A 21,928-nucleotide genomic window follows, 5' to 3' on the forward strand; every position below is an offset into this window, starting at 1 on the left:
TTCTTCTTATACGGCCTGGATCGGGTGAAGTAGATGCCCCGCGACCCGGCCCATTCGATGACGTACTGGTTGAGGAACTCCGACCCGTTATCGAAGTCGAGGCCAGTGATCTGGAACGGAATCTCACGCGCTGCGGTCTTCAGCCCAGTCAGGATGTTCGTGTGGGCGTTGTTGCGCACGGTGCGGGTGTAGGTCCATCCGGTGTGAAAGTCGGTGAGGTTGAGAGTGCGGGCGAATTCTCCGGACTCGACGGGTCCGCAGTGGGCAACGGTATCGCCTTCGAAGAACCCGGGTTCGGCTTCAACTTCGTCGCCGGCCCGCCGGATCGTGATCGCTGAGCGCAGCAACGTGCCGGGCTTCGTCGTCGAGTGCCCACCGATGGCGTCTTTGGCCCGCACTGGTCCCAGGTAGCGGTCGATCGTGGCCGGGCTCATCATCAGCAGTTCCTTGCGCACACCCTTGGTGTAGCGTCCCTGGCCGGGAACCAGTTCGTGATGGGCTTCGAGGAGGTCGAGAAGGATCTGCATCGTCGCGTGGAGGTATTTGCCGCATTGGCCGCCGGAGATCGCCCATACGCGTTGCAGGATCCTGGTCGCGTCGTAGGAGTATTTCCTGGCCCGAGGTTTCCGCGGCTGTGTGGCGACTGTCCGGCCGGGTCCGGGCGGGTGGTTCGCTGCTTGGGTCAGGCGGCGTCGGGCGTTGTCGCGGGTCCACCCGGTCACGGCCACGACTTCGTCGAGCACGGCTCCTTTGGTTTTCTTCGTCGCTTTCTTGTACGCCTTGGCGTATTTCGTGGTGATCTCGGCTCGTGTCGCCATCGACAGTTCACTCCCCATAGTGTTCGAGGGTCCACCATTTCGCGGGCAAAAGTATATGAGGCAGCGAGGGTGGCTCGCGGGCTGTTTATCTGAGTCTGGTCGCGCCATTGCGCCGGCACGCGCGCGGGCCTAGGCTTGAGGCATGAAGATGAGTACCGTCTGGAGCGTCATCGGCGCGATCATCGCCATCATCATCGCGTGGTGGGTGGTCAACGTCGCATTCTCCATTGCGTGGTTCCTCGTCAAAGCGGTCATCACCGTCGTCGTGGCGCTCGCCATCTTCGGCCTCATCAAGGCATCGCTGAAGTCCAAGGACCGCGACCGAACGCGCTGACCGAGCGTCTCAGAGATCGCCGAGGCTGGTGTTCGCCCCGCAGAGGACGACGCAGAACTTCTCCCCGTCCGCCGGCACATAGCCGTTGGTTGCGCCGTCGCTCCGGCCCCGCACTCCCGCCAGCGCCGTCGCCGCAGCATGCTCGACCGCCAGGCGGTGGTCGTCCCACAGATGCGCTCGCGCGGCGATGATCGCCGCATCATCGACCAGCACCGAGGTGACCAGATCCGATCGTGCCGCAGCCAGCGCCAGGGGAGTCGCCCGTCGTGCGCCGAGTGAATCGGCGGCCACGGAATCGACGGTCACGTCGACCGGTTCTCCGGCTTCGAGCGCGGCATTGAGCGCTCGACAGTTGCGCGGCTCCACCGCCACCGTGCGCACTCCGGCATGAGTCGCAGCGGTCGCGACGCCGGCGAACAGGCCGCCTCCGCCGACCGAGACGACGACCGTGTCGAGATCGGGCACCTGCTCGAGGATCTCGGTCATGAGCGTGCCCGCTCCGGCGGCGATGAGCGGATGGTCATAGGCGTGCGAGGCCAACGCCCCCGATGACGCGACGAAATTCCGGCAGGCCTCGGCCGCCTCGGCGAACTCCGCACCGACGAGTTCGACGGTCGCCCCATAGGAGCGCAGCCGCTCGACCTTGACACCCGGAGCCGTGGTCGGCAGGAACACAGTGGCGGGAACGCCTGCCTCGCGGGCCGCCCAGGCGCAGGCCAGGCCCGCGTTGCCGCCCGAGGCGATCGTGATCCCCGCCTCGGGGAAGCAGCCGGCCTCGAGATGGGCTCGGATGAAGTTCTGCGCGCCCCGGGCCTTGAACGTGCCCGTATGCTGCATGAATTCGAGGGCGAAGTGCAGCCCGTCCTCCGGCGCCGAGGTGACCGTGACCGGGCGCACGCGTCCGGCGATCCGTGCGGCGGCGGATTCGATGTCGGGATGGGTCAGCTCAGGCATGCCACCAGCCTATGCGAGACCGGCTGCGGAGGTTGCGTCTCCTGTGGGTGGATCCACTTCGATTTTCCCGTGCGGATCGAAGCGGATCCACCCGCAGGCGACATGCGCACGGCGGACGGGGACTGGGCACGGGGCACCGGGGCGCTGCTGACGCCGCCTCAGTGATGCATGGTCAGGCCGAGGTCGACGCCCTTGGTCTCCTTGACCAGGCTGACGCCGATGAGCGAGATGATGCAGACGATGATCATGTAGATCGCGATCGACAGCGAGGTGCCAGTCTCGGCGAGCAGGGTCTCGGCGATGGTCGGTGCGAAGGCACCGCCGAGGATCGCACCGAGCGCATAGCCGATCGACACACCCGAATAGCGGACCTGGGCAGGGAACATCTCCGCATACATCGCCGACATCGGACCGTAGGACAGGCCCATTCCGACGGTGAGGACGAAGATGCCGACGCCGTAGAGCCAGATGTTGACCGTGTCGATCATGAGGAAGGTCGGGATGAGCCAGACGATGAGCAGAACGTAGCCGATCTGGAATGTGCGCACCCGGCCGAGGCGATCGGACAGAGCGCCGCCCCACATCGTGAACACCAGCCAGCCGAAGCTCGCGAGCGTCGTCGCCAACAGCACCGGTGCCCGGTCGAGACCGACCGTGCCGCCGTCTTCGAGCGGTCGGGAGGCGTAGGCGGCGAAGAAGGCGATGATCATGTAGCCGACCGCATTGTTGCCGATGAAGATGAGGGCGGAGAGCACGACTTCCTTCGTGTTCTTCCGAAACAGGGTTCCCAGGGGCGCCGAGGACTCGGCCTTGCGCTCTGCGAGTTCGGCGAAGACGGGACTCTCCTCAACCTGGCGGCGGATGTAGTAGCCGACGATGACGAGGACGACGGAGAGGAGGAACGGGATCCTCCAGCCGAAGCCGGCGAACTGCTCGGGGCTGAGCACCGTGGTGAGCACCCAGATCACGCCGGTGGCGAGGATCATTCCGACGGGTACGCCGATCTGCGGGTACGCGCCGAAGATGCCGCGCTTGGAGATCGGTGCGTGCTCGACCGAGAGCAGCGCGGCCCCGCCCCATTCGCCGCCCGCCGAGAAGCCCTGCAGGATCCGCAGCAGGGTGAGCAGGATCGGCGCGCCGATGCCGATCATCGCGTAGTTCGGCAGCAGACCGATGAGCGAGGTCGCGGCTCCCATGAGGATGAGCGTGAGGACGAGCATCTTCTTGCGTCCGATGCGATCGCCGAGGTGGCCGGCGATGATCGCGCCGAGCGGTCGGAAGAGGAACGAGATGCCCAGTGAGGCCCAGGCCATGATCTGGCCGAGGGCCGGATTGTCCGAGGCCAGCGGGCCGAAGTACTGGGCCGAGAGGACGAGGCCGGCGGCCTGGGCGTAGATGAAGAAGTCGTACCACTCGATGGTGGTGCCGACGAGCGTACCTGCGAGGACTTTGCGTTCCTCATGGGTCATGTTCTGTGCGGAGGTCTGTGACATGCGAGCGGTCTCCATTGACGTTCGGGCTGATGGGTGTCGAGCGCGCTGCGCCCCCACCGTCTGACCGCCGACTGCGCCGGTGATGCACCGGAATCCGCCGGTGCTGTCCGCAGCGCTCGCCTTCGAACAGCCGCTGGGCAGGAGCCGGCTGGCAGACTGTTCGGTCAGTAATTGCCTCCGACTATATTGCAGGAAGTGGTCGATGTCACCTGCGTGTCAGCCGAGGCCCCGTGCCCCTGGCCGCGGTGCTCGTGGAGCCCACTCGACCGCGCATTGCGCTTTGGCGGTGGTCATCGATGAGTCAGTGCTCCGATGGGATGTTGCTGCTGGGTGCGGTTATCGTGGCCGTGAACGCCGCGTCTCGGGCTGCGCGCGCCACGTCCTGTTGGTTGCGGGCTGCGCGCCGCGTCCTGTGGGCCGCGGCCTGCGCGGGCAGCGGAGACGAGCGGGACCGCGCCGCGAGCCGAAGAGACACGAGAGCCGAAGGAGAGGACCCGACGATGGCAGCCACCGTGATCCTGGTCAATGGGCTCCCCGCGTCGGGGAAGTCCACACTCGCCTCTGACCTCGCCGCAGCGGCGGACGTGCCCTTCCTCTCCGTCGACGAGGTGCTCGAACGCCTCGTCGATTCAGTGAACTACCGCTTCCCCAGGGATCCGGCTCACGAGCTGGCGGACAGGGTGGCGTGGAAGCTGGCCGCTCTGGTCGAGGACACGGTGGTGGTCGAGTCGTTCTGGGCTCTGGAGCGTGATCTCGACAGCGTCGAGGAGGGGCTGCGGACCGCCGGGGCCGAGGAGGTCGTCGAAGTGTGGTGCGACGCTCCCTTGGAAGAGGCCGTCGAGCGATACGAGCACCGCGACCGACACGGCATCCACGAAGACGACCCGAACGACGTCGACCTGTGGCGGCGCAGCGCACCGCTCGAATTGGGACCGGTCGTGCGCATCGACACGAGCAGCGATTCGGGCAAGGCATCGGGAACGGAGGTCCTCGCCGCAGTGCGGGACGTTCTGGCCCAGAACGCACGATCGGGCTCTTCGGGCACCCCTTGAATGCGTCGGGGAACACAGCTAAGTTCAGGAAACCACGCGGAAACCTCAGAGAGGGAGGCAGCATGAAGGGCAAGCTTCTACTGGCAGCAGGAATCGGAGTGGGGTATGTCCTCGGCTCCCGTGCCGGACGACAGAGCTACGAATCGCTCAAACAGGCCGTGCAGGACCTGTGGAGCGACCCCAAGGTCCAGGACCGTGTGTCCGATATCGAAGACACGGTGAAGGAGAAGGCTCCGGTCGTGCAGGACAAGGCCGAGCAGGCGCTCAAGAGCGCCGGCGAGAAGTCGAAGCAGGTCGGCAGTGACGTCAAGTCGAAGATCTCCGGCGACTCGGCTCAGGGCCCCACGGAGGACATCCATGGCTGAGATCTCGGACACCGAGCACTTCGGGGCCAGCCGAGCGGCCATCGAGGCAGAGCTCGGCGTCATCGCCACCGAGTGGGAGCAGCAGGGCCGCCTCGAGCCGGTGGTGGACAAGGACACCGGGGAGATCCACCCCGACGCCGAACAGGAGCTGCTCAACCGCTTCTGACCGGTCTCATCGCACTCCTATGACAATTACCGACCGATTGGTTAGTATATTCTCCAGGAATCGGCAGCGGTGCCGAACTCGGCCGCCGTGAACCGGGAGACGTCGTTTCACCAGGGAGAGCAAGCATGACCGAGACCCTCAGTTCCTATGTGGCCGGAGGCTGGCACACGCCTGGTGCGACCGACAGTGCCCGTGCGGTGCACGACGCAGGCACCGGTGAGCTCCTCCACCAGGTGAGCTCCGCGGGCATCGACTTCGCTGCCGTCGACGCCTACGCCCGGAACACCGGTCTGCCGGAACTCCAGAAGCTCACCTTCCACCAGCGCGGGGTCATCCTCAAGAAGCTCGGAAGCTGCCTCATGGAGCGGACCAAGGGGTATCACGAGATCTCGTTCACCACCGGCACCACGAAGCGCGACGCGTTCGTCGACATTGAGGGCGGCATCGGCACGCTCTTCACCTACTCCGGCATCGCCCGCCGTCAGATGCCGAACTCGACCGTCCACCTCGATGGCGGGATCGAGCGCCTGTCGAAGAACGGCACCTTCGTCGGCCGGCACATAATGACCTCCAGGCAGGGTCTGGCGCTGCAGATCAACGCCTTCAACTTCCCGGTCTGGGGCATGCTCGAGAAGTTCGCCCCGATGTTCGTCGCCGGCGTTCCCGTCGTCGTCAAGCCCGCCACGGACACCGCCCACCTGACTCGCGCGGTCGTCGACGACATGGTCGGATCCGGCCTTCTCCCGGCCGGTGCCATCCAGCTCGTCAGCGGCGACGTCAGCCCGCTCTTCGACCATCTGTCCGAGCAGGACACCATCGCCTTCACCGGCTCCGCTGCGACCGCTCGGCGCCTGTCCGGACTCGACTGCCTCACCGAGCGCGGCACCCGATTCTTCGCCGAGGCGGACTCGCTCAACTTCTCCCTGCTCGGCCCCGACGCCGGCCCTGGCACGGAGGAGTTCGACCTCTTCGTCTCCGGCGTCGTCGCCGAGATGACCGTCAAGGCCGGACAGAAATGCACCGCGATCCGTCGCACCCTCGTGCCCGAGGCCCACGCCGAGGCGGTCGGGGAGGCCATCATCGCGAAGCTCTCCATCCAAGGGGTGGGTGATCCGCGGGAGAAGTCCACGCGCTTGGGCCCGGTCGTCTCCGAGAAGCAGCGCGCCGACGTCCTCGATTCCATCGACGCCATTCTCGCCGGCGGCGCCCACCTGCTCGCCGGCGGACGGGAGGAGTCCGACAGGCTGGCCGCCGAACACGGCGGTGCCTATGTCGCGGCCACCGTCCTCCATGCCGATGACGCCTGGGCCGATGCCGTCCACGACATCGAGGCCTTCGGGCCGGTGACCTCGATCATCGCCTATTCCGACACTGAGGAGGCCGTGCGTCTGGCCGCCCGTGGCCGCGGTTCGCTGGTCGGCTCGGTCGTCACCCACGATGCTCGGTTCGCCACCGAATTCGTCCGCCGGATCGCCCCCTGGCACGGGCGCGTGCTCGTCCTCGATCGTGATGATGCCGAGGAATCGACCGGGCACGGCTCACCGCTGCCCACCCTCATCCACGGCGGGCCGGGGCGGGCCGGCGGCGGAGAGGAGATGGGCGGTCTGCGCGGGGTCGAGCACTTCATGCAGCGCACCGCGATCCAGGCCTCACCGGACATGCTCACCGCGATCGGCGGGGAATGGGTGAACGGATCGGAGCGCCGCCTCGGCGAGCATCCCTTCACGAAGTCGCTCAACGACCTGCGTATCGGCGATACCCTCGAATCCGAGTGGCGCGAGGTCACACTCGACGATATCGAGCACTTCGCGAACTTCACCGGCGACACGTTCTACGCGCATATGGACGAGGAGGCGGCGGCCGCGAACCCGTTCTTCCCGGGCCGCGTGGCCCACGGCTACCTCATCGTGTCCTTCGCGGCCGGTCTCTTCGTCCAGCCGGACCCGGGTCCGGTGCTTGCGAACTACGGCCTCGAGGGGCTGACCTTCATCACGCCCGTCTCGCCGGGCGACAGGCTCAAGGTCACGCTCACGGCCAAGCGGATCACCCCGCGCGAGACCGATGAGTACGGCGAGGTCCGCTGGGACGCACAGGTCGTCAACCAGAACGACGAACCCGTGGCGAGCTACGACGTGCTCACCCTCGTGGCGAAGGAGCACTGAGGCGGCGGGCCCGGGGGACGCGGACGGTCAGAGAGGCCGGTCGGATCCTCAGGGTGGCCGGGGTCCGGGCGACCGCATCGCCGTCGGCGACGATCTCGATGGGATCCGCGCCTTCGGGGGTCGAGATGTGGACCTCACGGGCGCGGCCGAAGTGGATGTGCGGGTGCCGATCGTGCCTACCGGAGCTGAACGCCACGAGTTCGGCGGCGAGCCGCGGCAGGGCGACGTCCTTGAGGAGGACGATGTCGATGAGCCCGTCGTCGAGGGCGGCTGTGGGGGAGAGCCTGAGCCCGCCTCCATAGCGGCCGGAATTGGCGAAGCCCGCCGTGTAGCCGCGGAAGGCGGTGCGCTCGCCGTCGACGGTCAGTTCCAGATCGATGCATTCGGGCGGCAGGATCGCGCGCACGATCCCGTACAGATAGACCCAACGGCCCTTGACGCACTTCGCTGCGTTCGCATGCCGCTGCACGGCCGAGTCGAGTCCGAGGCAGACGTTGCCGAGGCTGACCTTCCCGTCGAGGTCGAGGACGTCGATGACGCGGTCGCGACCCTCGGCGACGACGGACACGGCCGCCTCGATGTCCTTCGGGATGCCGAGCTTGCCGATGAGGTCGTTGCCGCGGCCGCCGGCGATGATGCCCAGGGCGGTTCGAGTGCCGAGGAGTCCGGCCGCGACCGAGCGAGCCATCCCATCGCCGCCGAGCGCGACGACGACGGGCGCCCCCTGTGCCGCGAACTCCGCGGCCAATTCACCGGCGTGGCCTTCGCTGTCGCTCGTGATCAGTGCGGCCTCGAGTCCGTGGGCGGCGAAGGCCTCACGCAGCGGCTCGATCCGCCTGAGCACGGCGCCGTCGCGGGCCGCGGGATTGAGGATGACGACGACTGCCGTCGGATCCGGGGCCCCATTGCCCCGCGCGCCGTCATTCATAACGTGGTCGGCCCATTCATGAGCTTGCCGGGATTCATGATGCCCGCCGGGTCGGCTTCGGCCTTGGCCGCACGCAGCATCCGCAGCCACAGATCGCCTGTCTCTTCGCCGAGCCAGGGGGCATGGTCCGCCCCGATCGAATGGTGATGAGTGATCGTGCCTCCGCCGCCGACGATGGCATCGCCGGCCGCGGTCTTCATCGCCTTCCACTGCTTGAGCTCCTCGCCTTCCTGAGCTCGGGCGAAGACGGTGTAGTAGAGCGAACAGCCCGAGGCGTACAGGTGGGAGATGTGGCAGAGCACCAGGGCCGGTGTGCCGCGTTCAGCCGATGTCTTCTCGATCTCCGCCCGGATCGTATCGTGGAGTTCCTCGATCCGGGACCACGGCGCCGCCGTCTCCAGGGTCTCGACCAGGATGCCCTCGGTCAGCAGCTGATCGCGCAGGTACGGGGTCGAGAAGCGGTGCTTCTCCCACATGGCCTCCGGGGTGGCTCCCAGACCCACGCCCCTGTGCTGACGGGCGATCGTCCGGGCGGCCGACCGACGGGCTCGGGCCTCGGCGGTGCGGCCGTCGAAGCGGACCACCAGCAGGCAGGGCGTCGAGATGCCGCGGGCGCGCAGATAGGCGAGCACACTTCTGCGCTGGAGTCCGCTGCCGAGCTGCGCGAGCCCGAAAGCGGTCTCGTTGACATCGGAGAGGCGCGCGATATCCGGCCGCAGCCCTGACTGCTCCATCTCCCGCAGAGCCGCGGTGCCCGAGGCGAAGTCGGGGAAGAACCAGGAATCGGGCACGCTCGCCTCCGGCAGGCGTCTGATCTGCAGAGTCACCTCGGTGATGATGCCGAGAGTCCCTTCGGAGCCGACGAGCATCTGGCGCGGATCGGGCCCGGCCGCCGTGGCAGGAGTCGAACGCAGTCCGATCGGACCGTTCGGGGTCGAGCAGCGCAGCCCGAGCACGTTCTCGTCGGTGCGTCCGTATCCGGTCGACTGCTGACCGGCCGACCGGGTGGCGACCCACCCGCCGACAGTGCTGAACTCGAAGGACTGCGGGTAATGGCCGAGCGTGAGGCCTCCGACCTGCAGACGCTCTTCGAGGTCAGGTCCGAACACCCCGGCCTGGACGGTCGCCGTCAGCGACTCCTCGTCGATGTCGAGGATCTCATCGAGCCGTGACAAGCTGAGGCAGACGCTGCCGGCCAGACCCGGTCGGAACGCATCGATGCCGCCGACGACGCTGGTGCCGCCGCCGAACGGAACGACCGCGATGCGCTCCTGCTGGCAGACGGCCAGGAGTGCGTCCACCTCGGCGGCGGAACCGGGCCAGATCACGGCATCCGGAGCGAACGGCAGCTCGCCTGTGCGCAGCCGGATGAGGTCGGGCAGGCTGCGTCCTGCCGCATGCCTGACGCGGATCGCGTGGTCGTCGCGGACGAAGTCCTCGCCCACGACCTCGACGAAGCGGGCGTGCACCTCGTCCGGGAGCTCGGGCTCGGGCAGGCGGATGTCCTCGAGTCGTACGGGCCGGCGGTCGACGCCGCGGGGCCAGCCGCACACCTTGCTCAGCAGCTTCCTCGCCCCGGGCTTGATCGGGCTGTCGTGCCCGTCCTCGCCCCAGCCCCACCAGCGCATCCGCGGTTGAGTGTCCATGTTCGTCATCCTTCGTGTCGCGATTGTGTGATGAGTTCCGGGGCGATCCGTGCCACAGCGTCATAGAGCTCGGCGCGATCGGCGTCGACGAGTCCCCAACGGGTCCGCCGGTCGATGACGTCCTCGACCGTGAGGGCGAGCTCGTGCTCGACGGCGAAGCGCACTTCCGCACCGGTCAGTGGGATTCCCTTGCGCACGGGTTCGTTGAGTGAGGGATCGGCGTCGCCGTAGGCTGCCACCTCCGCGGCATCGGTGCCGTAGCGGGAGACCAGATGTTCGGGCAGTCCGGGTGCAGGTGTGCCCTTGCCGACGAGCCCGAGTCCGCCTGTCCGGCACGGTCCGGCCGGCAGACCGCATGTCTTGACGGCGTCATCGACGGCGTCTTCGGCCATGCGTCGGTAGGCGGTGAGTTTGCCGCCGACGATGGTCAGCGTCCCGGTCCGCGGGTCGCGCAGCAGGGCGTGCTTGCGGGAGAGGTCGGCGCTGCCGGAGGCTCCAGTGCTGTTCGAGGGTCCCGTGCTCCTGATCAGCGGGCGGAAGCCCGCGTAGCTGCCGACGATGTCCTCAGGGGTGAGCTCGTCGTCGAGTACGGCGTTGATCGTGTCGAGGAGGAACGTCTCCTCGGCGCCGTCGGGGTGGGCGCGTTCCGGGATCGGACCATGGTGCCGGTCGTCGGTGATGCCGATCATGACCAGGCCGTTGTGCCACGGCACAGCGAAGACGTACCGGCCGAAGTGACCGGGGACGGGCGCGGTGACGGCTGCGCTCGGATGTCCGAGACGCGCCGCTCGGACGAGGATGTGCGAGCCCTTGCTGGGGGCGAGTTCGACCTCGTCGGAGAGAGTATCGGACCAGACTCCGGCGGCGTTGACGATCTGTCGGGCGCGGATCGTGTGGGTCTCATCGGTGAGGCGGTCGGTGAGGTGGACGCGGCCGCGTTCGATTCCGGTCGCCTCGGCGTAGGTGATGATGCGCGCACCATGAGCCGTCGCCGTGCGGGCGAGGGCGATCACCAGCCGGGCGTCGTCGACGAGCTGACCGTCCCAGCTGAGCAGGCCGCCGCGCAGACCCCGCGAGGTCGTGGCGGGGGCGAGTCGTCGGACGGCGGCGGCCGAGATCCGGCGGGGATGGGGGAGCAGTCGCTTCGGGGTGCGGGCAAGCATCCGCATGATGTCGCCGGCGAGGAATCCCGCGCCCGTCATGGCGGCTTCGAGGCGACCGACGCCGGTGTGCAGCGGATAGAGCATCGGCACGGGACGGATCAGGTGGGGTGCGATGCGGCGCATCAGACGGCCGCGTTCGACGGCCGATTCCCAGGCGATCGGGAAGTCCAGCCGTGCGAGGTAGCGCAGTCCGCCGTGGGCGAGCTTCGAGCTCCAGCTGCTGGTGCCGGAGGCGAGGTCACCGCGTTCGACCAGAGTGGCGGACAAACCGCGGCTGGCGGCGTCCAGGGCGACACCGACGCCGGTGAACCCGCCGCCGATGACGACGATGTCGGTGCCAGTGCCAGTGCCAGTGCCAGTGCCAGTGCCGGTGCCGGTGTCTGCGGTCGCGGCGCGCAGGTCGCGGGCCCGCTGTGCGGCGTTGAGCGCGGGATCCCCGGCGGGCCTCGGCGTGCCTTCTGCTGAAGTGGTGGAAGCCATTGCGATGCTTTCTGGTACGAAGTCGTACCAGTTTGCTTTCGCTGTCGAGTGTTGTCAAGATCACAGTGTGACGAGTCGAGGGCGCCCATACGCCGGGGCCAGCCGCGAGGCGCGGGAGAGTGCCAGGCGTGAACGGATCATCGGGGCCGGGATCGAGCTGTTCGGAGCCGAGGGGTATCGGGCGGCCACCGTCGGTGCCGTCTGTGAGGCGGCCGGCCTCAACAAGCGCTACTTCTACGAATCGTTCGCGAGCCTGGAGGATCTCCTCTGCGAGGTCTACGAGCGCGTGGTCGCCGACCTCCGCGCCGCAGTGCTCGCCGGCGGTGGGGACACCGCCCCGGAGGTGCTGCGCGGTTTCATCGCGGCCTTCCTCGGCTGGGCGCAGGCCAATCCCGTGCGGGCGAAGGTCCACCTCTTCGAGGTCCTCGGGGTCAGCGCCCGCGTCGACGAACTCTACCGCTCGCATGGGCGATCGATCGGTGACGAACTCGTCGACCGACTTGTCAGGGCGTCCTCCGGGCCTGCGCTGACCCCGGCGAGGCAGCGCATCCTCGGCGATGTGCTCGTCGGCGCCGGACTGCAGCTCGTCGTCGACTGGGTGATCAGCGGATACGATCCGCCCCGCGACGAGCTCCTGGCCGAGGTGGACGAGACGATGAACTGGGCCATGGCCGCGGGGATGGCGGCACTCGGCTTCGGGTGAGCGTTCTGCCCTCGACGCCCCAGCGGGCTGAGGGGCCTTGTCGGAGCGGTCGGGCTGTGCTTGCCTGGGTCCATGAGAGCCGAACAGATCACTGACCCGATCGCCTTTCACGGCGAAGGGCCCGTATGGTCGCCGTCCTGGGGCGGGCTGCGCTGGGTCGACATGCTCGCCGGGGACATCCTCACGCTGCGAAGCGACCGCGTCGAGCGACGGCATGTCGGAGACGTCGCGGCGGCAGTGCGTCCGCGCAGCCGAGGCGGAGCCGTCATCGGCGTCGAGCGCGGGTTCGCCCTCGAGAGCGAAGCGGGTGAGATCACTGCGCTGTCCGAGCTGTGGTCTGAGTCGGATATCCGCATGAATGACGGCGGCTGCGACCCGCAGGGCAACTTCTGGTGCGGATCGATGGCTTACGACCAGCGTGCCGGGGCGGCCTCCCTCTACCGTCTCAGCCCCGATGGGAGGGCCGAGGTCATGCTCGAGGACGTGACCATCTCGAACGGCATCGACTGGAGCCCCGACGGTTCTCTCGTCTACTACAACGACACGGCCACGCAGCAGATCGCCGTCTTCGACTTCGACCCCGTCGAAGGGCTGAGTGGCCGCCGCGTTCTCGTCGAACTCCCCGACGGCGGTCTGCCCGACGGGCTCACCGTCGACGCCGAGGGCTGCGTCTGGACCGCAGTGGCCAACGGCGGTGCCGTCCACCGCTACCGGGCCGACGGGACCCTCGACGGAATCGTCGAGGTCGCAGCCGGGAAGACGACCGCGTGCACCTTCGGCGGGGAGAACCTCGATCGACTCTTCATCACCTCCTCCCAGGAGGACGTGGACACCTCCGCGGATCCGCTGGCCGGTGCGCTCTTCGCCGCCGAGGTGGGGGTGACCGGTCAGCCGGTCCGTCCTTTCGCGGGGTGACCTCCGGCGCCCGCGGGCCCGGCAGCCGCTGTCTCAGGCCTCCAGGCCCTGGAAGGCCATTGTGGTCACGGCCTCGGCGATGGTGTCGGGGTCGACGGGGTAGCTCGGGCGGTACCACTCGGTGATCGAGTTGACCATGCCGAAGAGCAGGCGGGTGATGAGACCGGGGGTGAAATCGGAGCGGAGGCCGCCCTCGGCGATGGCTTCGGAGACCAGGCCGCGGATCTTCTCATCGATGCGGCGCCGCTGTTCGAGCGCTTCGAGCTCGACCGGTGAGTTCCCGCGCACCCGCAGCAGCAGGGTCACGGAATGGTGGTATTCGATGAGGATGAGCACGCTGGCGCGCACGGCCAGGCGCAGGCGCTCGAGCGCCGTGATGCCCGTCCGGTGGCTCTCGGCCTCGACCGCCGAGTCGAGGGCGCCGATCCCGCGATTGATCGCCAGGTGCAGCAGCTCTTCCTTCGACTTCACATGATGGTAGATCGCAGACTTCGTGATCCCCAGCTCGCGGGCGACGGTGTCCATCGAGGTGCCGTCGTAGCCGCGGGAGACGAAGACCTCGGTGGCCTTGTTGATCAGTGTCTCCCGGTCGTATCCGGGTCGTCCGCGGCGGGAACGTTTGGGGCCGTCCGCCTCGGCGTGGGACTGCGCCTCGGCGGGTGACTGCGCCTTGGCAGGTGCCTGCTCGGAGGCAGGGGACGAGCGCACGACCGTCTCGGTGGAGGCGGCCGACGGGTCCGTCGTGGTCGGTGGCGTCGGCGCAGGTGAGGACGATTCGGGCATGCGCATCAGTCTAAAGCACCCCTTCGGCGGCCGCCGCGACGTGCGTCACAGCCGCCGGACCCGCAGCCGCCGGACCCGCAGCCGCCGGGCCCGCAGCTGGCGGAACCACGGCGGTGAGGTCACCTGTCGGGATCCGGTTCGCAAGGCGCGTCGTCATCTCAGCGCACGCCGTCCCGGCGGTCGATGATGCGTTTGAGCTTGCCGACCGAGCGCGGCAGGGCGCCGGGCATCTTGAGGGCGACATCGCAGGAGACGCCGAGGCGGGCCTTGATCCGAGACGCGACCAGGCGGTCGAGACCTTCGAGCTCGACGGCGCCGATGCCCTCGCGGGCCTCGACCTCGACCGTCATCTCGTCCATCCGGCCCGGGCGGGTGAGCACGAGCTGGAAGTGTGGACTCAGGGGTGCGAACTCGAAGAGCACGGACTCGACATTGGCGGGGTAGACGTTGACGCCGCGGATGATCATGAGGTCGTCCGAGCGGCCCGTGATGCGCGAGATCCGACGGAAGTTCTCTCGCGCGGTGCCCGGCAGCAGCGTCGCGAGATCGTGGGTGCGGTAGCGGATGATCGGCAGGGCCTCCTTCGTCAGCGAGGTGAAGACGAGTTCGCCCTCCTCGCCGTCGGGCAGCACCTCACCGGTGAAGGGATCGACGATCTCCGGGTAGAAGTGGTCCTCCCAGATCGTCGGCCCGTCCTTCGTCACGGCCGATTCGCAGGCCACGCCCGGACCCATGACCTCGGAGAGGCCGTAGATGTCGACGGCGTCGATGTCGAAGGACTGCTCGATCTCCTTGCGCATCTCGTCCGTCCACGGTTCGGCGCCGCAGATCGCGGTCTTCAGGCTCGTGGTCGTCGGGTCGATGCCCTGTTTGCGGAACTCGTCGAGGATCGTGAGCAGGTAGGTGGGCGTGGCGGTGATGATATCGGGCTTGAAGTCCTGGATCAGCTGCACCTGACGCGGGGTCTGCCCGCCGGAGATCGGCACGACCGTGAAGCCGTGGCGTTCGGCGCCGTGAACACCGAGACCGCCGGTGAACAGACCGTAGCCGTAGGCGTTGTGCATCATCTGTCCCCGCTTGCCTCCGGCCCCGAGGACGGAACGGGCGATGAGGCTGCCCCACTTGTCGAGGTCACCCATGGTGTACCCGACGACGGTCGGCAGCCCGGTGGTGCCCGAGGAGGCGTGGATGCGCGCGACCTGCTCCTGAGGGACCGCGAAGAGTCCGAACGGGTAGTTGTCGCGAAGGTCCTGCTTGTTCGTGAACGGCAGCTTCGCGATGTCCTCGAGGCTCGTGATGTCCGCCGGAGTCACGCCGAGCTCGTCGAAGGCCTTCCGGTAGAAGGGCACCTTCTCGTACACGGAGGTCACCGTGGTCCTGAGGTTCTTCAGCTGGTCGGCGCGCAGCTCGTCCAGGCTCATCCGTTCGCCGGCGTCGAGGTCGGGATCAGTCATCATCGTCTCCTTGCGAAATCTCTTCTGCAGATCCGTGAGCCGCGAGGCGGCGCGCCGGCTGCGGGGCTGTGCCGTTCGCGTGTGGCTGGGTGGGGTGAGTGTGCGGTCACTGTGTTCAGGCGGGCGAGGTCACTGCTTTCGTGGAGGCAGTGTGCGGGAGCGGCCGCGGTAGGTGGCGATGACCTCCTCACCGCGAGTGACCGTGACGTCGTAGATGCCCGAGCGGCCCTGCTTGACGACCTCCCTGCCCCGGGCGACGAGCTCGTCGCCGATGAAGGAGGGCTTGAGGAAATCGATGTCCCCGCCCGAGGCGACCGTGACCGAGCCGGGATAGTTGCAGGCCATCGCGAAGGTCGTGTCGGCGAAGAGGAAGACGTAGCCGCCGTGGGTGATGTCGTGGCCGTTGGTCATGATCTCGGTGACCGTCATCGAGCACTGCGCCCAGCCGGGTCCGTGATCGTCGACGGTGATGCCCAGGTGCTGGGAGGCTCGGTCATTGGCGAACATCGCCTCGGCGCCGGTGGCCGCCTCTGCGGGCCCCGCTTCCGAGGGCACCGCCTCCGAGGGCCTTGCCTCTGCGGGCCACGCTTCCGGGCGCATCGTGGTGTCGTGGGCGGATCGGCCCATAGTCGGCTCCTCTTCGAGTCGCGGTGCGCTGACCTCGTGGGCAGCGGTCTCTGCGCGTGAACGACGGCGGAAGATCCCCTGCGCTCCCGGGGAGAGCCGCCGGCGAATAAACGACCATCTGGTCAATAAATATCGTTGTGTTCGGCGTCACTTGTCAAGTCGCGGGGATGTCTTCTCGCGGGGCGTCAGGGGTGCGTGGTTGGTGGCCCTGCGGGAGGGGGAGCCGCAAGGCGCGGTGTGCGCCAGTTCCGGCTGTCGCGAGAAGCAAGTGGTCGCAATCGGATGGGTTCGCGTCCAACGGTGGTCGCAATCGGACGGAAATCTTCGCCGAAAGTATCCGATAGCGACCATCTCTCAGTCGATGCTGGGGTGAGGTGCGGGCCGGACGTGTTCAGGTGCGTTGCGACTCGGCGTGGGGTGTGCCACACTGAACGCAAGGAATACAGAACAAACGGTCAGTAATTGGTCTCGGCAGGGGATCTCGCAATACACCCCAACCGGGATCGAGTGTCTGTTCGGCGAAGACAGTGTGAGGACCGATGAGGACACGTCCAATGGCGGAATTGTCAGAGGTGGAATGGTTATGACAACAGACATCACAGGCTCGACGGCCTCGTCCGGCGACGTCTCCGTCGAGGAGCTCGAAGCGCAGTTCGACGCGACGATCGAAGCCAAGGACCGGATCGAACCCCGCGACTGGATGCCCGAGGCCTACCGCAAGACGCTCATCCGGCAGGTCGCGCAGCACGCGCACTCGGAGATCATCGGCATGCAGCCCGAAGGCAACTGGATCTCCCGCGCGCCCTCGCTGCGCCGCAAGGCGATTCTGCTGGCCAAGGTCCAGGACGAAGCCGGGCATGGTCTCTACCTCTACTCGGCCGCCGAGACACTCGGCGCCACGCGCAACGAACTCACCGAGAAGCTCGTCGCCGGCAAGCAGAAGTACTCCTCGATCTTCAACTATCCGACCCTGTCCTACACGGACGTCGGCACGATCGGCTGGCTCGTCGACGGTGCCGCGATATGCAACCAGGTGCCGCTGTGCCGGACCTCCTTCGGCCCCTACGGCCGTGCGATGATCCGCATCTGCAAGGAGGAGTCCTTCCACCAGCGGCAGGGCTACGAGCTGCTGATGACGATGATGCGCGGCACCGAGGCCCAGCGCGAGATGGTGCAGGAATCGGTCAACCGCTTCTGGTGGCCGTCCCTGATGATGTTCGGGCCTCCGGACGACAACTCCCCGAACACCGAGCAGTCGATGGCCTGGGGCATCAAGACCCACACGAACGACGAACTGCGTCAGAAGTTCGTCGACATGTCCGTCCCCCAAGCCGAGGCCCTGGGCGTGACCTTCCCCGACGAGGGACTGAAATGGAACGCCGAGCGCGGACACTACGACTTCTCGACCCCGAACTGGGACGAGTTCTGGGCCGTCGTCAAGGGCAACGGGCCCTGCAACGAACAGCGCCTGGCCCATCGCAGGCGCGCCTGGGACGAGGGTGCATGGGTGCGCGAAGCCGCGCTCGCCTTCGCCGAGAACCAGGCCGCCGAGGCGACTGCCGACCGTAGAACCGCCCCCGCCGCCGATACCACCCCCGCCGCCGGAGTCGACACCACCACACCCGAGGAGACAGCGAAATGACCGAGACCAATCCCGGCTCCACCTCGGCGAAGGACGAATCCGCTACGGGCTCGACCCGCGGCGAATGGCCGCTGTACGAGGTCTTCGTGCGCGGCAAGCGCGGACTCAACCACGTCCACGTCGGATCCCTGCACGCCGCCGATGACCAGATGGCCGTCCACCACGCCCGCGACGTCTACACCCGACGCAACGAAGGCGTGAGCATCTGGGTCGTCCGCGCCGCCGACATCACGGCCTCGAGCCCGGACGAGAAGGACCCGATGTTCGCCCCCAGCGGCGACAAGGTCTACCGCCACCCGACCTTCTACGACATCCCCGACGATGTCCCGCACATGTGAGGAGGGCCGAGACATGACCACCGAACACACACCGGCGGGCAGCGAGCCCACCGTCAACGTCGCCCACGACGAGGCCGGAACCAACGTCGAGCACGACACGCACGACAACGCCTACTCGGGCCTGCTCGTCAACGACGCCAACTGGGCCTTCGGCACCGACTTCGAGGATCCCCTGGCAGGCGTCGACACCACCGTGCCCGAGGGCATCGACGCGGCCGACCTCGGCGTCTACTGCCTCATGCTCGGCGACGACGCCCTGGTCTTCTCCCAGCGGATCACCGAATGGTGTGCGGGCGCCCCGGACCTCGAGGAGGACATCGCCCTGGCGAACATCGCCCTCGACCTCCTCGGCCAGGCGCGGCTCCTGCTCGCCCGCGCGGCGGCCGCCGACCCGAACCTCGTGCCCGAACTGCCCGAAGGCTCGCCCGTGCCCGATGAGGACCGGCTCGCATACTTCCGCAATGACCTCGCGTTCCGCAATGTCCGTCTGGCCGAGGTCCCCAACGGAGACTTCGCCGAGGCGGTCGCGAAGATCCTCATCTACTCGACCTGGCGCCTGTCGATCTTCGAGCGACTCGCGGACAGCCGCGACACCGTGCTCGCGGCGATCGCGGCCAAGGGCGTCAAGGAGATGTCCTACCACCGCGACTTCGCCGGCCGCTGGGTGCTCACCCTTGCCCGCGGCACCGAGGAGTCGAGGGCCCGCCTGCTCAACGCACTCGACGGTCTGTGGCCGCTGTGGACCGAGCTCTTCGAGACTCACCCGGCCGAGGCCGCCGTCGCAGCCGCCGGCATCGGCGTCGATCCCGCCGAGGTGGCCGACGAGGCCGGAGTCATCATCGACCAGGTCTTCGCCGCCGCCGGCATCGACCGTCCCGAGAAGGGCGGCCTCGCCGGAGTCGGCGTGCACGGGCGGAAGGGCCGCGACGGGCTGCACACCGAGGCGCTGAGCAGGATGCTCGCCGATATGCAGGTCGTCGCCCGCGAACATCCGGAGGGACGCTGGTGACCGCCGTGCTCGACACCCAGCAGCCCGCCACCAGCACCGAGGCGATCGATCGTGCCCGTGCCGCCGCCGGTCGCGTCACGGACCCGGAGATGCCGATGCTCACGCTCGTCGACCTCGGCGTGCTCCGTGATGTGAGCATCGAGGACGGCCGTGTCATCACCACAATCACCCCCACCTATTCGGGCTGCCCGGCGATGGCGACGATGCGCGATGATCTGCAGCGCGAACTGCTGCACGCGGGATTTCCCGATGCCGAGGTCCGCGTGTCCCTGACCCCGGCCTGGACCAGCGACTGGATCACCGAGGCCGGGCGCAAGGCGCTCAAGGACGCGGGCATCTCCCCACCCGGACAGGCGCCTCGCCGTGAGGGGCCGGTGGCGCTGACCCTCATGCCCACCCGCCGCGCGGTCACCTGCGTCCTGTGCGGTTCGGACAACGTGCACCTGTCCTCCGAATTCGGGCCGACCACCTGCAAGGCCATGTACCAGTGCCTCGACTGCCTCGAACCGTTTGACCACGTGAAGGAGATCTGATGACCGAGACGATCAGCTCCTCGACCGGAACCGCTTCCCGCTCGAGCTTCTACCCGCTGACCGTGAAGTCGGTCGACCACCTCACCGAGGACTCGGCGGCAGTGACCTTCGACGTGCCGGACAAATACGCCGAACTCTTCGACTTCGCCGCCGGCCAGTCCCTGACCCTGCGCCGCAGCATCGACGGTCAAGAGCACCGCCGCACCTACTCGATCTGCGCCCCGGCAGGCAGCGATCCCCGCATCGGCGTGCGCGAGATCCCCGAAGGTCTCTTCTCCCAATGGCTCGTCCACGAGGTGCGCCCCGGCGATACCATCGAAGTGCAGCCGCCCTCGGGCAGCTTCCGGGCCGATCCCTCGATCGGCGGCAGGCACCTGTGCATCGCGGCCGGTTCGGGTATCACCCCGATGCTGTCGATCGCTGAGACTGTGCTGTCGAACCCCGAGGCCTCGGTCACTCTGCTCTACGGCAACCGCCATACGAACACCGTGATGTTCGCCGAGGAGCTCGCCGACCTCAAGGACGCCCGCAACCAGCAGCTCGACCTCATCCACGTGCTCTCCCGCGAGCCCCGCGACGTCGAACTCTTCTCCGGCCGTCTCGACGAGGACAAGCTGCGGCAGCTGCTGTCCTCCCTGGTGCGGACCGAGAGCCTCGACCATGTCTGGCTGTGCGGACCTTTCGGCATGCTGAACGACGCCCGCGCCGTCCTCGCCGAATTCGACGTGCCCCCGGAGAAGATCCACTTCGAGCTCTTCTACGTCGACGAGCCCCCGCCGGAGGTCGTCCACGCGGACAAGGTCGTCGAGGGAGCCACCAGCGAGGTCACCGTCGTGCTCGACGGAAAGCGCTCCACCTCGGCGATGTCGCAGGGCAAGACGATCCTCGACTCCGCGCAGGAGACCCGCTCGGATCTGCCGTTCGCCTGCAAGGGCGGAGTGTGCGGGACCTGCCGGGCGAAGATCTGCGGCGGCGAGGTCGACATGGTCCGCAACTACGCCCTCGAGGACGCCGAGGTCGAGGCGAACTTCGTCCTCACCTGCCAGACGTTCCCCGTCAGCGACGAGGTCACGGTCGACTTCGACTCCTGATCCGCCGACAACCCCGGGCCCCGAGCCCTCCACGCCGTCTGCGCCGAGTTCGAAACCGAACCGAAGGTCGCCCTCGAAGTCGCAGGTCAGGCTCTGGCCGAGCGGATCGCGAGCTTCGCGTCCCTGGCGGTGCGGCTGAGCAAATCGGCCTTCCACGCTCCCCGCGAGGTCCACCCGCTGATTGATAATGTGGCCCAGGCCGTGCTGTTCGAGACCGAGGAGAAGTTCGCCCGCATGGACGCTTTCCTCTCCAAGCGCGAAGCCAAGAAGGCGAAGAAGGCCGCCGAGTCGGCCGCACAGACGGGTCGGACCACCGACCGAACGGCCGGGACCGACCCGGAGAAAGGCGACATCGCATGAATGAGACCGAACCCGCCGGCACCTCGGCGGCCCCGCGCGTGCCCGAGACCGTCGGAGTCTACGGCGGCGGCCGGATGGGAGCGGGCATCGCCCATGCCTTCGCCACCGCAGGCGCCCGCGTCATCGTCATCGAGAGCACCGAGGACACCGTGGCCGCCGCACGCGAGCGCGTCGATGCCTCGATCGAGAAATCGGCGTCGAAGGGCATCGAGGTCCCCGGAACCGTCGAGGTCGTCCGCGACCCGACCCTGCTGGATCAGGCCCTCCTCGTCGTCGAGGCCGTGCCCGAGGACGTCGAACTCAAACAGGAGATCCTCGCCGGCATCGCGAAGTACGCTCCGGCCGCGAGCATCGGCACGAACACCTCGGCGCTGTCCATCGACGAACTCGCCGCCGCACTGCCGCGGCCGCAGGCGCTGATCGGCCTCCATTTCTTCAATCCCGTCCCCGTCTCCGAACTCGTCGAGGTCGTCGTCGGCACCCACACCGACCCCGGCCTCGTCGAGGTCGCCAAGGGGTGGGTGGCAGGACTGGACAAGACGGCGATCACGGTCAGGGACTCGCCCGGATTCGCCTCCTCCCGCCTCGGCGTGGCCCTGGCCATCGAAGCGATGCGGATGGTCGAAGAGGGTGTGGCCGAGCCTGCCGACATCGACCGGGCCATGACTCTGGGTTACCGGCACCCGGCGGGGCCGCTGCAGACCACGGACATCGTCGGCCTCGACGTGCGCTTGGGCATCGCCGACCACCTCGCCGCCGAGCTCGGCGACCGTTTCGCGCCTCCGCAGATCCTGCGCGACAAGGTCGAAGCCGGCGAACTCGGCCGGAAGACCGGCCAGGGCTTCTACACTTGGTGACACCTCGTTCGCCCACCCAGGCGAGCGAGCGACCGACGGCCATGACCAGACGCAA

General features: G+C 67.8%; 23 protein-coding genes. 14 read left to right on the top strand and 9 right to left on the bottom strand.

Annotated features, from left to right (window positions below; all coding sequences use genetic code 11):
• A partial coding sequence (locus IHE57_RS13700; protein WP_216630039.1) for an integrase catalytic domain-containing protein occupies positions 1-818 on the bottom strand: 818 nt, incomplete at its 3' end.
• A gap of 142 nt (positions 819-960) precedes the next feature.
• Between IHE57_RS13700 and IHE57_RS13705 the strand changes: the two genes are divergently transcribed.
• On the top strand, positions 961-1,152 hold the full coding sequence (locus tag IHE57_RS13705; RefSeq protein WP_209324531.1) for a hypothetical protein: 192 nt from the start codon (positions 961-963) through the stop codon (positions 1,150-1,152).
• A gap of 9 nt (positions 1,153-1,161) precedes the next feature.
• On the opposite strand, the gene IHE57_RS13710 is transcribed toward IHE57_RS13705, so the two are convergent.
• On the bottom strand, positions 1,162-2,106 hold the full coding sequence (locus IHE57_RS13710; RefSeq protein ID WP_209373867.1) for a serine/threonine dehydratase: 945 nt from the start codon (positions 2,104-2,106) through the stop codon (positions 1,162-1,164).
• A gap of 158 nt (positions 2,107-2,264) precedes the next feature.
• On the bottom strand, positions 2,265-3,599 hold the full coding sequence (locus IHE57_RS13715; RefSeq protein WP_436627490.1) for an MFS transporter: 1,335 nt from the start codon (positions 3,597-3,599) through the stop codon (positions 2,265-2,267).
• A gap of 500 nt (positions 3,600-4,099) precedes the next feature.
• Between IHE57_RS13715 and IHE57_RS13720 the strand changes: the two genes are divergently transcribed.
• The 4 genes from IHE57_RS13720 to paaZ all read left to right on the top strand — a co-directional run bounded on the left by IHE57_RS13720 (position 4,100) and on the right by paaZ (position 7,344).
• Positions 4,100-4,651 (top strand): P-loop nucleotide/nucleoside kinase family protein, encoded by a 552-nt coding sequence (locus IHE57_RS13720; protein WP_209373877.1) that lies wholly within the window; start codon positions 4,100-4,102, stop codon positions 4,649-4,651.
• A gap of 62 nt (positions 4,652-4,713) precedes the next feature.
• Positions 4,714-5,016, top strand: a complete 303-nt coding sequence (locus IHE57_RS13725) for a YtxH domain-containing protein (protein WP_209324541.1) — start codon at positions 4,714-4,716, stop codon at positions 5,014-5,016.
• Positions 5,009-5,182, top strand: a complete 174-nt coding sequence (locus tag IHE57_RS13730; RefSeq protein WP_209324542.1) for a hypothetical protein — start codon at positions 5,009-5,011, stop codon at positions 5,180-5,182. The genes IHE57_RS13725 and IHE57_RS13730 overlap by 8 nt, the downstream gene beginning before the upstream one ends.
• Positions 5,183-5,307: 125 nt before the next feature.
• Positions 5,308-7,344 carry a phenylacetic acid degradation bifunctional protein PaaZ gene (paaZ, locus tag IHE57_RS13735; protein WP_209373879.1) on the top strand — a complete coding sequence of 679 codons (2,037 nt, stop codon included), beginning with the start codon at positions 5,308-5,310 and terminating at the stop codon, positions 7,342-7,344.
• On the opposite strand, the gene IHE57_RS13740 is transcribed toward paaZ, so the two are convergent.
• Genes IHE57_RS13740 through IHE57_RS13750 form a run of 3 tightly spaced genes read right to left on the bottom strand, consistent with a single transcriptional unit; the run spans position 7,319 to position 11,561 of the window.
• Positions 7,319-8,272, bottom strand: a complete 954-nt coding sequence (locus IHE57_RS13740; protein WP_209373881.1) for a diacylglycerol/lipid kinase family protein — start codon at positions 8,270-8,272, stop codon at positions 7,319-7,321. The genes paaZ and IHE57_RS13740 overlap by 26 nt on opposite strands.
• Positions 8,269-9,918, bottom strand: coding sequence for an FAD-binding oxidoreductase (locus IHE57_RS13745; protein ID WP_209373883.1), 1,650 nt, complete (start codon positions 9,916-9,918; stop codon positions 8,269-8,271). Before IHE57_RS13745 ends, IHE57_RS13740 begins: the two co-directional genes overlap by 4 nt.
• Before the next feature lie 5 nt (positions 9,919-9,923).
• Positions 9,924-11,561: a glycerol-3-phosphate dehydrogenase/oxidase gene (locus IHE57_RS13750; protein ID WP_209373885.1), complete on the bottom strand. Its 1,638-nt coding sequence runs from the start codon at positions 11,559-11,561 to the stop codon at positions 9,924-9,926.
• A 67-nt stretch (positions 11,562-11,628) separates the two neighbouring features.
• On the opposite strand from IHE57_RS13750, the gene IHE57_RS13755 reads away from it, so the two are divergent.
• Both IHE57_RS13755 and IHE57_RS13760 read left to right on the top strand, forming a co-directional pair.
• Positions 11,629-12,264 carry a TetR/AcrR family transcriptional regulator gene (locus IHE57_RS13755; RefSeq protein ID WP_209373887.1) on the top strand — a complete coding sequence of 212 codons (636 nt, stop codon included), beginning with the start codon at positions 11,629-11,631 and terminating at the stop codon, positions 12,262-12,264.
• Positions 12,265-12,336: 72 nt separating this feature from the next.
• On the top strand, positions 12,337-13,179 hold the full coding sequence (locus IHE57_RS13760; protein ID WP_209373889.1) for an SMP-30/gluconolactonase/LRE family protein: 843 nt from the start codon (positions 12,337-12,339) through the stop codon (positions 13,177-13,179).
• Positions 13,180-13,212: 33 nt separating this feature from the next.
• On the opposite strand, the gene IHE57_RS13765 is transcribed toward IHE57_RS13760, so the two are convergent.
• The 3 genes from IHE57_RS13765 to paaI form a co-directional block, all read right to left on the bottom strand.
• On the bottom strand, positions 13,213-13,962 hold the full coding sequence (locus tag IHE57_RS13765) for a TetR/AcrR family transcriptional regulator (RefSeq protein WP_209373891.1): 750 nt from the start codon (positions 13,960-13,962) through the stop codon (positions 13,213-13,215).
• 158 nt (positions 13,963-14,120) lie between these two features.
• Positions 14,121-15,416 carry a phenylacetate--CoA ligase PaaK gene (gene paaK / locus IHE57_RS13770; protein WP_209373906.1) on the bottom strand — a complete coding sequence of 432 codons (1,296 nt, stop codon included), beginning with the start codon at positions 15,414-15,416 and terminating at the stop codon, positions 14,121-14,123.
• Between the two features lie 129 nt (positions 15,417-15,545).
• Positions 15,546-16,043, bottom strand: coding sequence for a hydroxyphenylacetyl-CoA thioesterase PaaI (gene paaI, locus IHE57_RS13775; RefSeq protein WP_253720301.1), 498 nt, complete (start codon positions 16,041-16,043; stop codon positions 15,546-15,548).
• Positions 16,044-16,626: 583 nt separating this feature from the next.
• Here paaI and paaA point away from each other — a divergent pair.
• The 7 genes from paaA to IHE57_RS13810 all read left to right on the top strand — a co-directional run bounded on the left by paaA (position 16,627) and on the right by IHE57_RS13810 (position 21,873).
• A complete protein-coding gene (gene paaA, locus IHE57_RS13780; protein ID WP_216630040.1) occupies positions 16,627-17,685 on the top strand; it encodes a 1,2-phenylacetyl-CoA epoxidase subunit PaaA in 1,059 nt (352 codons plus the stop codon).
• On the top strand, positions 17,682-18,023 hold the full coding sequence (paaB, locus tag IHE57_RS13785) for a 1,2-phenylacetyl-CoA epoxidase subunit PaaB (RefSeq protein WP_209373907.1): 342 nt from the start codon (positions 17,682-17,684) through the stop codon (positions 18,021-18,023). Before paaA ends, paaB begins: the two co-directional genes overlap by 4 nt.
• Before the next feature lie 13 nt (positions 18,024-18,036).
• Positions 18,037-19,032: a 1,2-phenylacetyl-CoA epoxidase subunit PaaC gene (gene paaC / locus IHE57_RS13790; protein ID WP_209373915.1), complete on the top strand. Its 996-nt coding sequence runs from the start codon at positions 18,037-18,039 to the stop codon at positions 19,030-19,032.
• Positions 19,026-19,565 (top strand): 1,2-phenylacetyl-CoA epoxidase subunit PaaD, encoded by a 540-nt coding sequence (gene paaD, locus IHE57_RS13795; protein ID WP_209374062.1) that lies wholly within the window; start codon positions 19,026-19,028, stop codon positions 19,563-19,565. The genes paaC and paaD overlap by 7 nt, the downstream gene beginning before the upstream one ends.
• Entirely contained in the window at positions 19,565-20,656 is a 1,092-nt protein-coding gene (paaE, locus tag IHE57_RS13800; protein WP_209373925.1) for a 1,2-phenylacetyl-CoA epoxidase subunit PaaE, read from the top strand. The genes paaD and paaE overlap by 1 nt, the downstream gene beginning before the upstream one ends.
• Positions 20,657-20,785: 129 nt before the next feature.
• Positions 20,786-21,016 carry a hypothetical protein gene (locus IHE57_RS13805; protein WP_253720303.1) on the top strand — a complete coding sequence of 77 codons (231 nt, stop codon included), beginning with the start codon at positions 20,786-20,788 and terminating at the stop codon, positions 21,014-21,016.
• Positions 21,013-21,873, top strand: coding sequence for a 3-hydroxyacyl-CoA dehydrogenase family protein (locus tag IHE57_RS13810; RefSeq protein ID WP_209373927.1), 861 nt, complete (start codon positions 21,013-21,015; stop codon positions 21,871-21,873). The genes IHE57_RS13805 and IHE57_RS13810 overlap by 4 nt, the downstream gene beginning before the upstream one ends.
• Positions 21,874-21,928: the final 55 nt, after the last annotated feature.

Source organism: Brevibacterium renqingii, from assembly GCF_017808105.1.
In the GTDB taxonomy this organism is placed as follows: domain Bacteria; phylum Actinomycetota; class Actinomycetes; order Actinomycetales; family Brevibacteriaceae; genus Brevibacterium; species Brevibacterium renqingii.

Bases quoted from the DNA above. Each gene is read 5' to 3' on its own strand.
- IHE57_RS13705 (WP_209324531.1), top strand. From the start codon at position 961: ATGAAGATGAGTACCGTCTGGAGCGTCATCGGCGCGATCATCGCCATC.
- IHE57_RS13710 (WP_209373867.1), bottom strand. From the start codon at position 2,106: ATGCCTGAGCTGACCCATCCCGACATCGAATCCGCCGCCGCACGGATC.
- IHE57_RS13715 (WP_436627490.1), bottom strand. From the start codon at position 3,599: ATGTCACAGACCTCCGCACAGAACATGACCCATGAGGAACGCAAAGTC.
- IHE57_RS13720 (WP_209373877.1), top strand. From the start codon at position 4,100: ATGGCAGCCACCGTGATCCTGGTCAATGGGCTCCCCGCGTCGGGGAAG.
- IHE57_RS13725 (WP_209324541.1), top strand. From the start codon at position 4,714: ATGAAGGGCAAGCTTCTACTGGCAGCAGGAATCGGAGTGGGGTATGTC.
- IHE57_RS13730 (WP_209324542.1), top strand. From the start codon at position 5,009: ATGGCTGAGATCTCGGACACCGAGCACTTCGGGGCCAGCCGAGCGGCC.
- paaZ (WP_209373879.1), top strand. From the start codon at position 5,308: ATGACCGAGACCCTCAGTTCCTATGTGGCCGGAGGCTGGCACACGCCT.
- IHE57_RS13740 (WP_209373881.1), bottom strand. From the start codon at position 8,272: ATGAATGACGGCGCGCGGGGCAATGGGGCCCCGGATCCGACGGCAGTC.
- IHE57_RS13745 (WP_209373883.1), bottom strand. From the start codon at position 9,918: ATGGACACTCAACCGCGGATGCGCTGGTGGGGCTGGGGCGAGGACGGG.
- IHE57_RS13750 (WP_209373885.1), bottom strand. From the start codon at position 11,561: ATGGCTTCCACCACTTCAGCAGAAGGCACGCCGAGGCCCGCCGGGGAT.
- IHE57_RS13760 (WP_209373889.1), top strand. From the start codon at position 12,337: ATGAGAGCCGAACAGATCACTGACCCGATCGCCTTTCACGGCGAAGGG.
- IHE57_RS13765 (WP_209373891.1), bottom strand. From the start codon at position 13,962: ATGCCCGAATCGTCCTCACCTGCGCCGACGCCACCGACCACGACGGAC.
- paaK (WP_209373906.1), bottom strand. From the start codon at position 15,416: ATGACTGATCCCGACCTCGACGCCGGCGAACGGATGAGCCTGGACGAG.
- paaI (WP_253720301.1), bottom strand. From the start codon at position 16,043: ATGGGCCGATCCGCCCACGACACCACGATGCGCCCGGAAGCGTGGCCC.
- paaA (WP_216630040.1), top strand. From the start codon at position 16,627: ATGACAACAGACATCACAGGCTCGACGGCCTCGTCCGGCGACGTCTCC.
- paaB (WP_209373907.1), top strand. From the start codon at position 17,682: ATGACCGAGACCAATCCCGGCTCCACCTCGGCGAAGGACGAATCCGCT.
- paaC (WP_209373915.1), top strand. From the start codon at position 18,037: ATGACCACCGAACACACACCGGCGGGCAGCGAGCCCACCGTCAACGTC.
- paaE (WP_209373925.1), top strand. From the start codon at position 19,565: ATGACCGAGACGATCAGCTCCTCGACCGGAACCGCTTCCCGCTCGAGC.
- IHE57_RS13810 (WP_209373927.1), top strand. From the start codon at position 21,013: ATGAATGAGACCGAACCCGCCGGCACCTCGGCGGCCCCGCGCGTGCCC.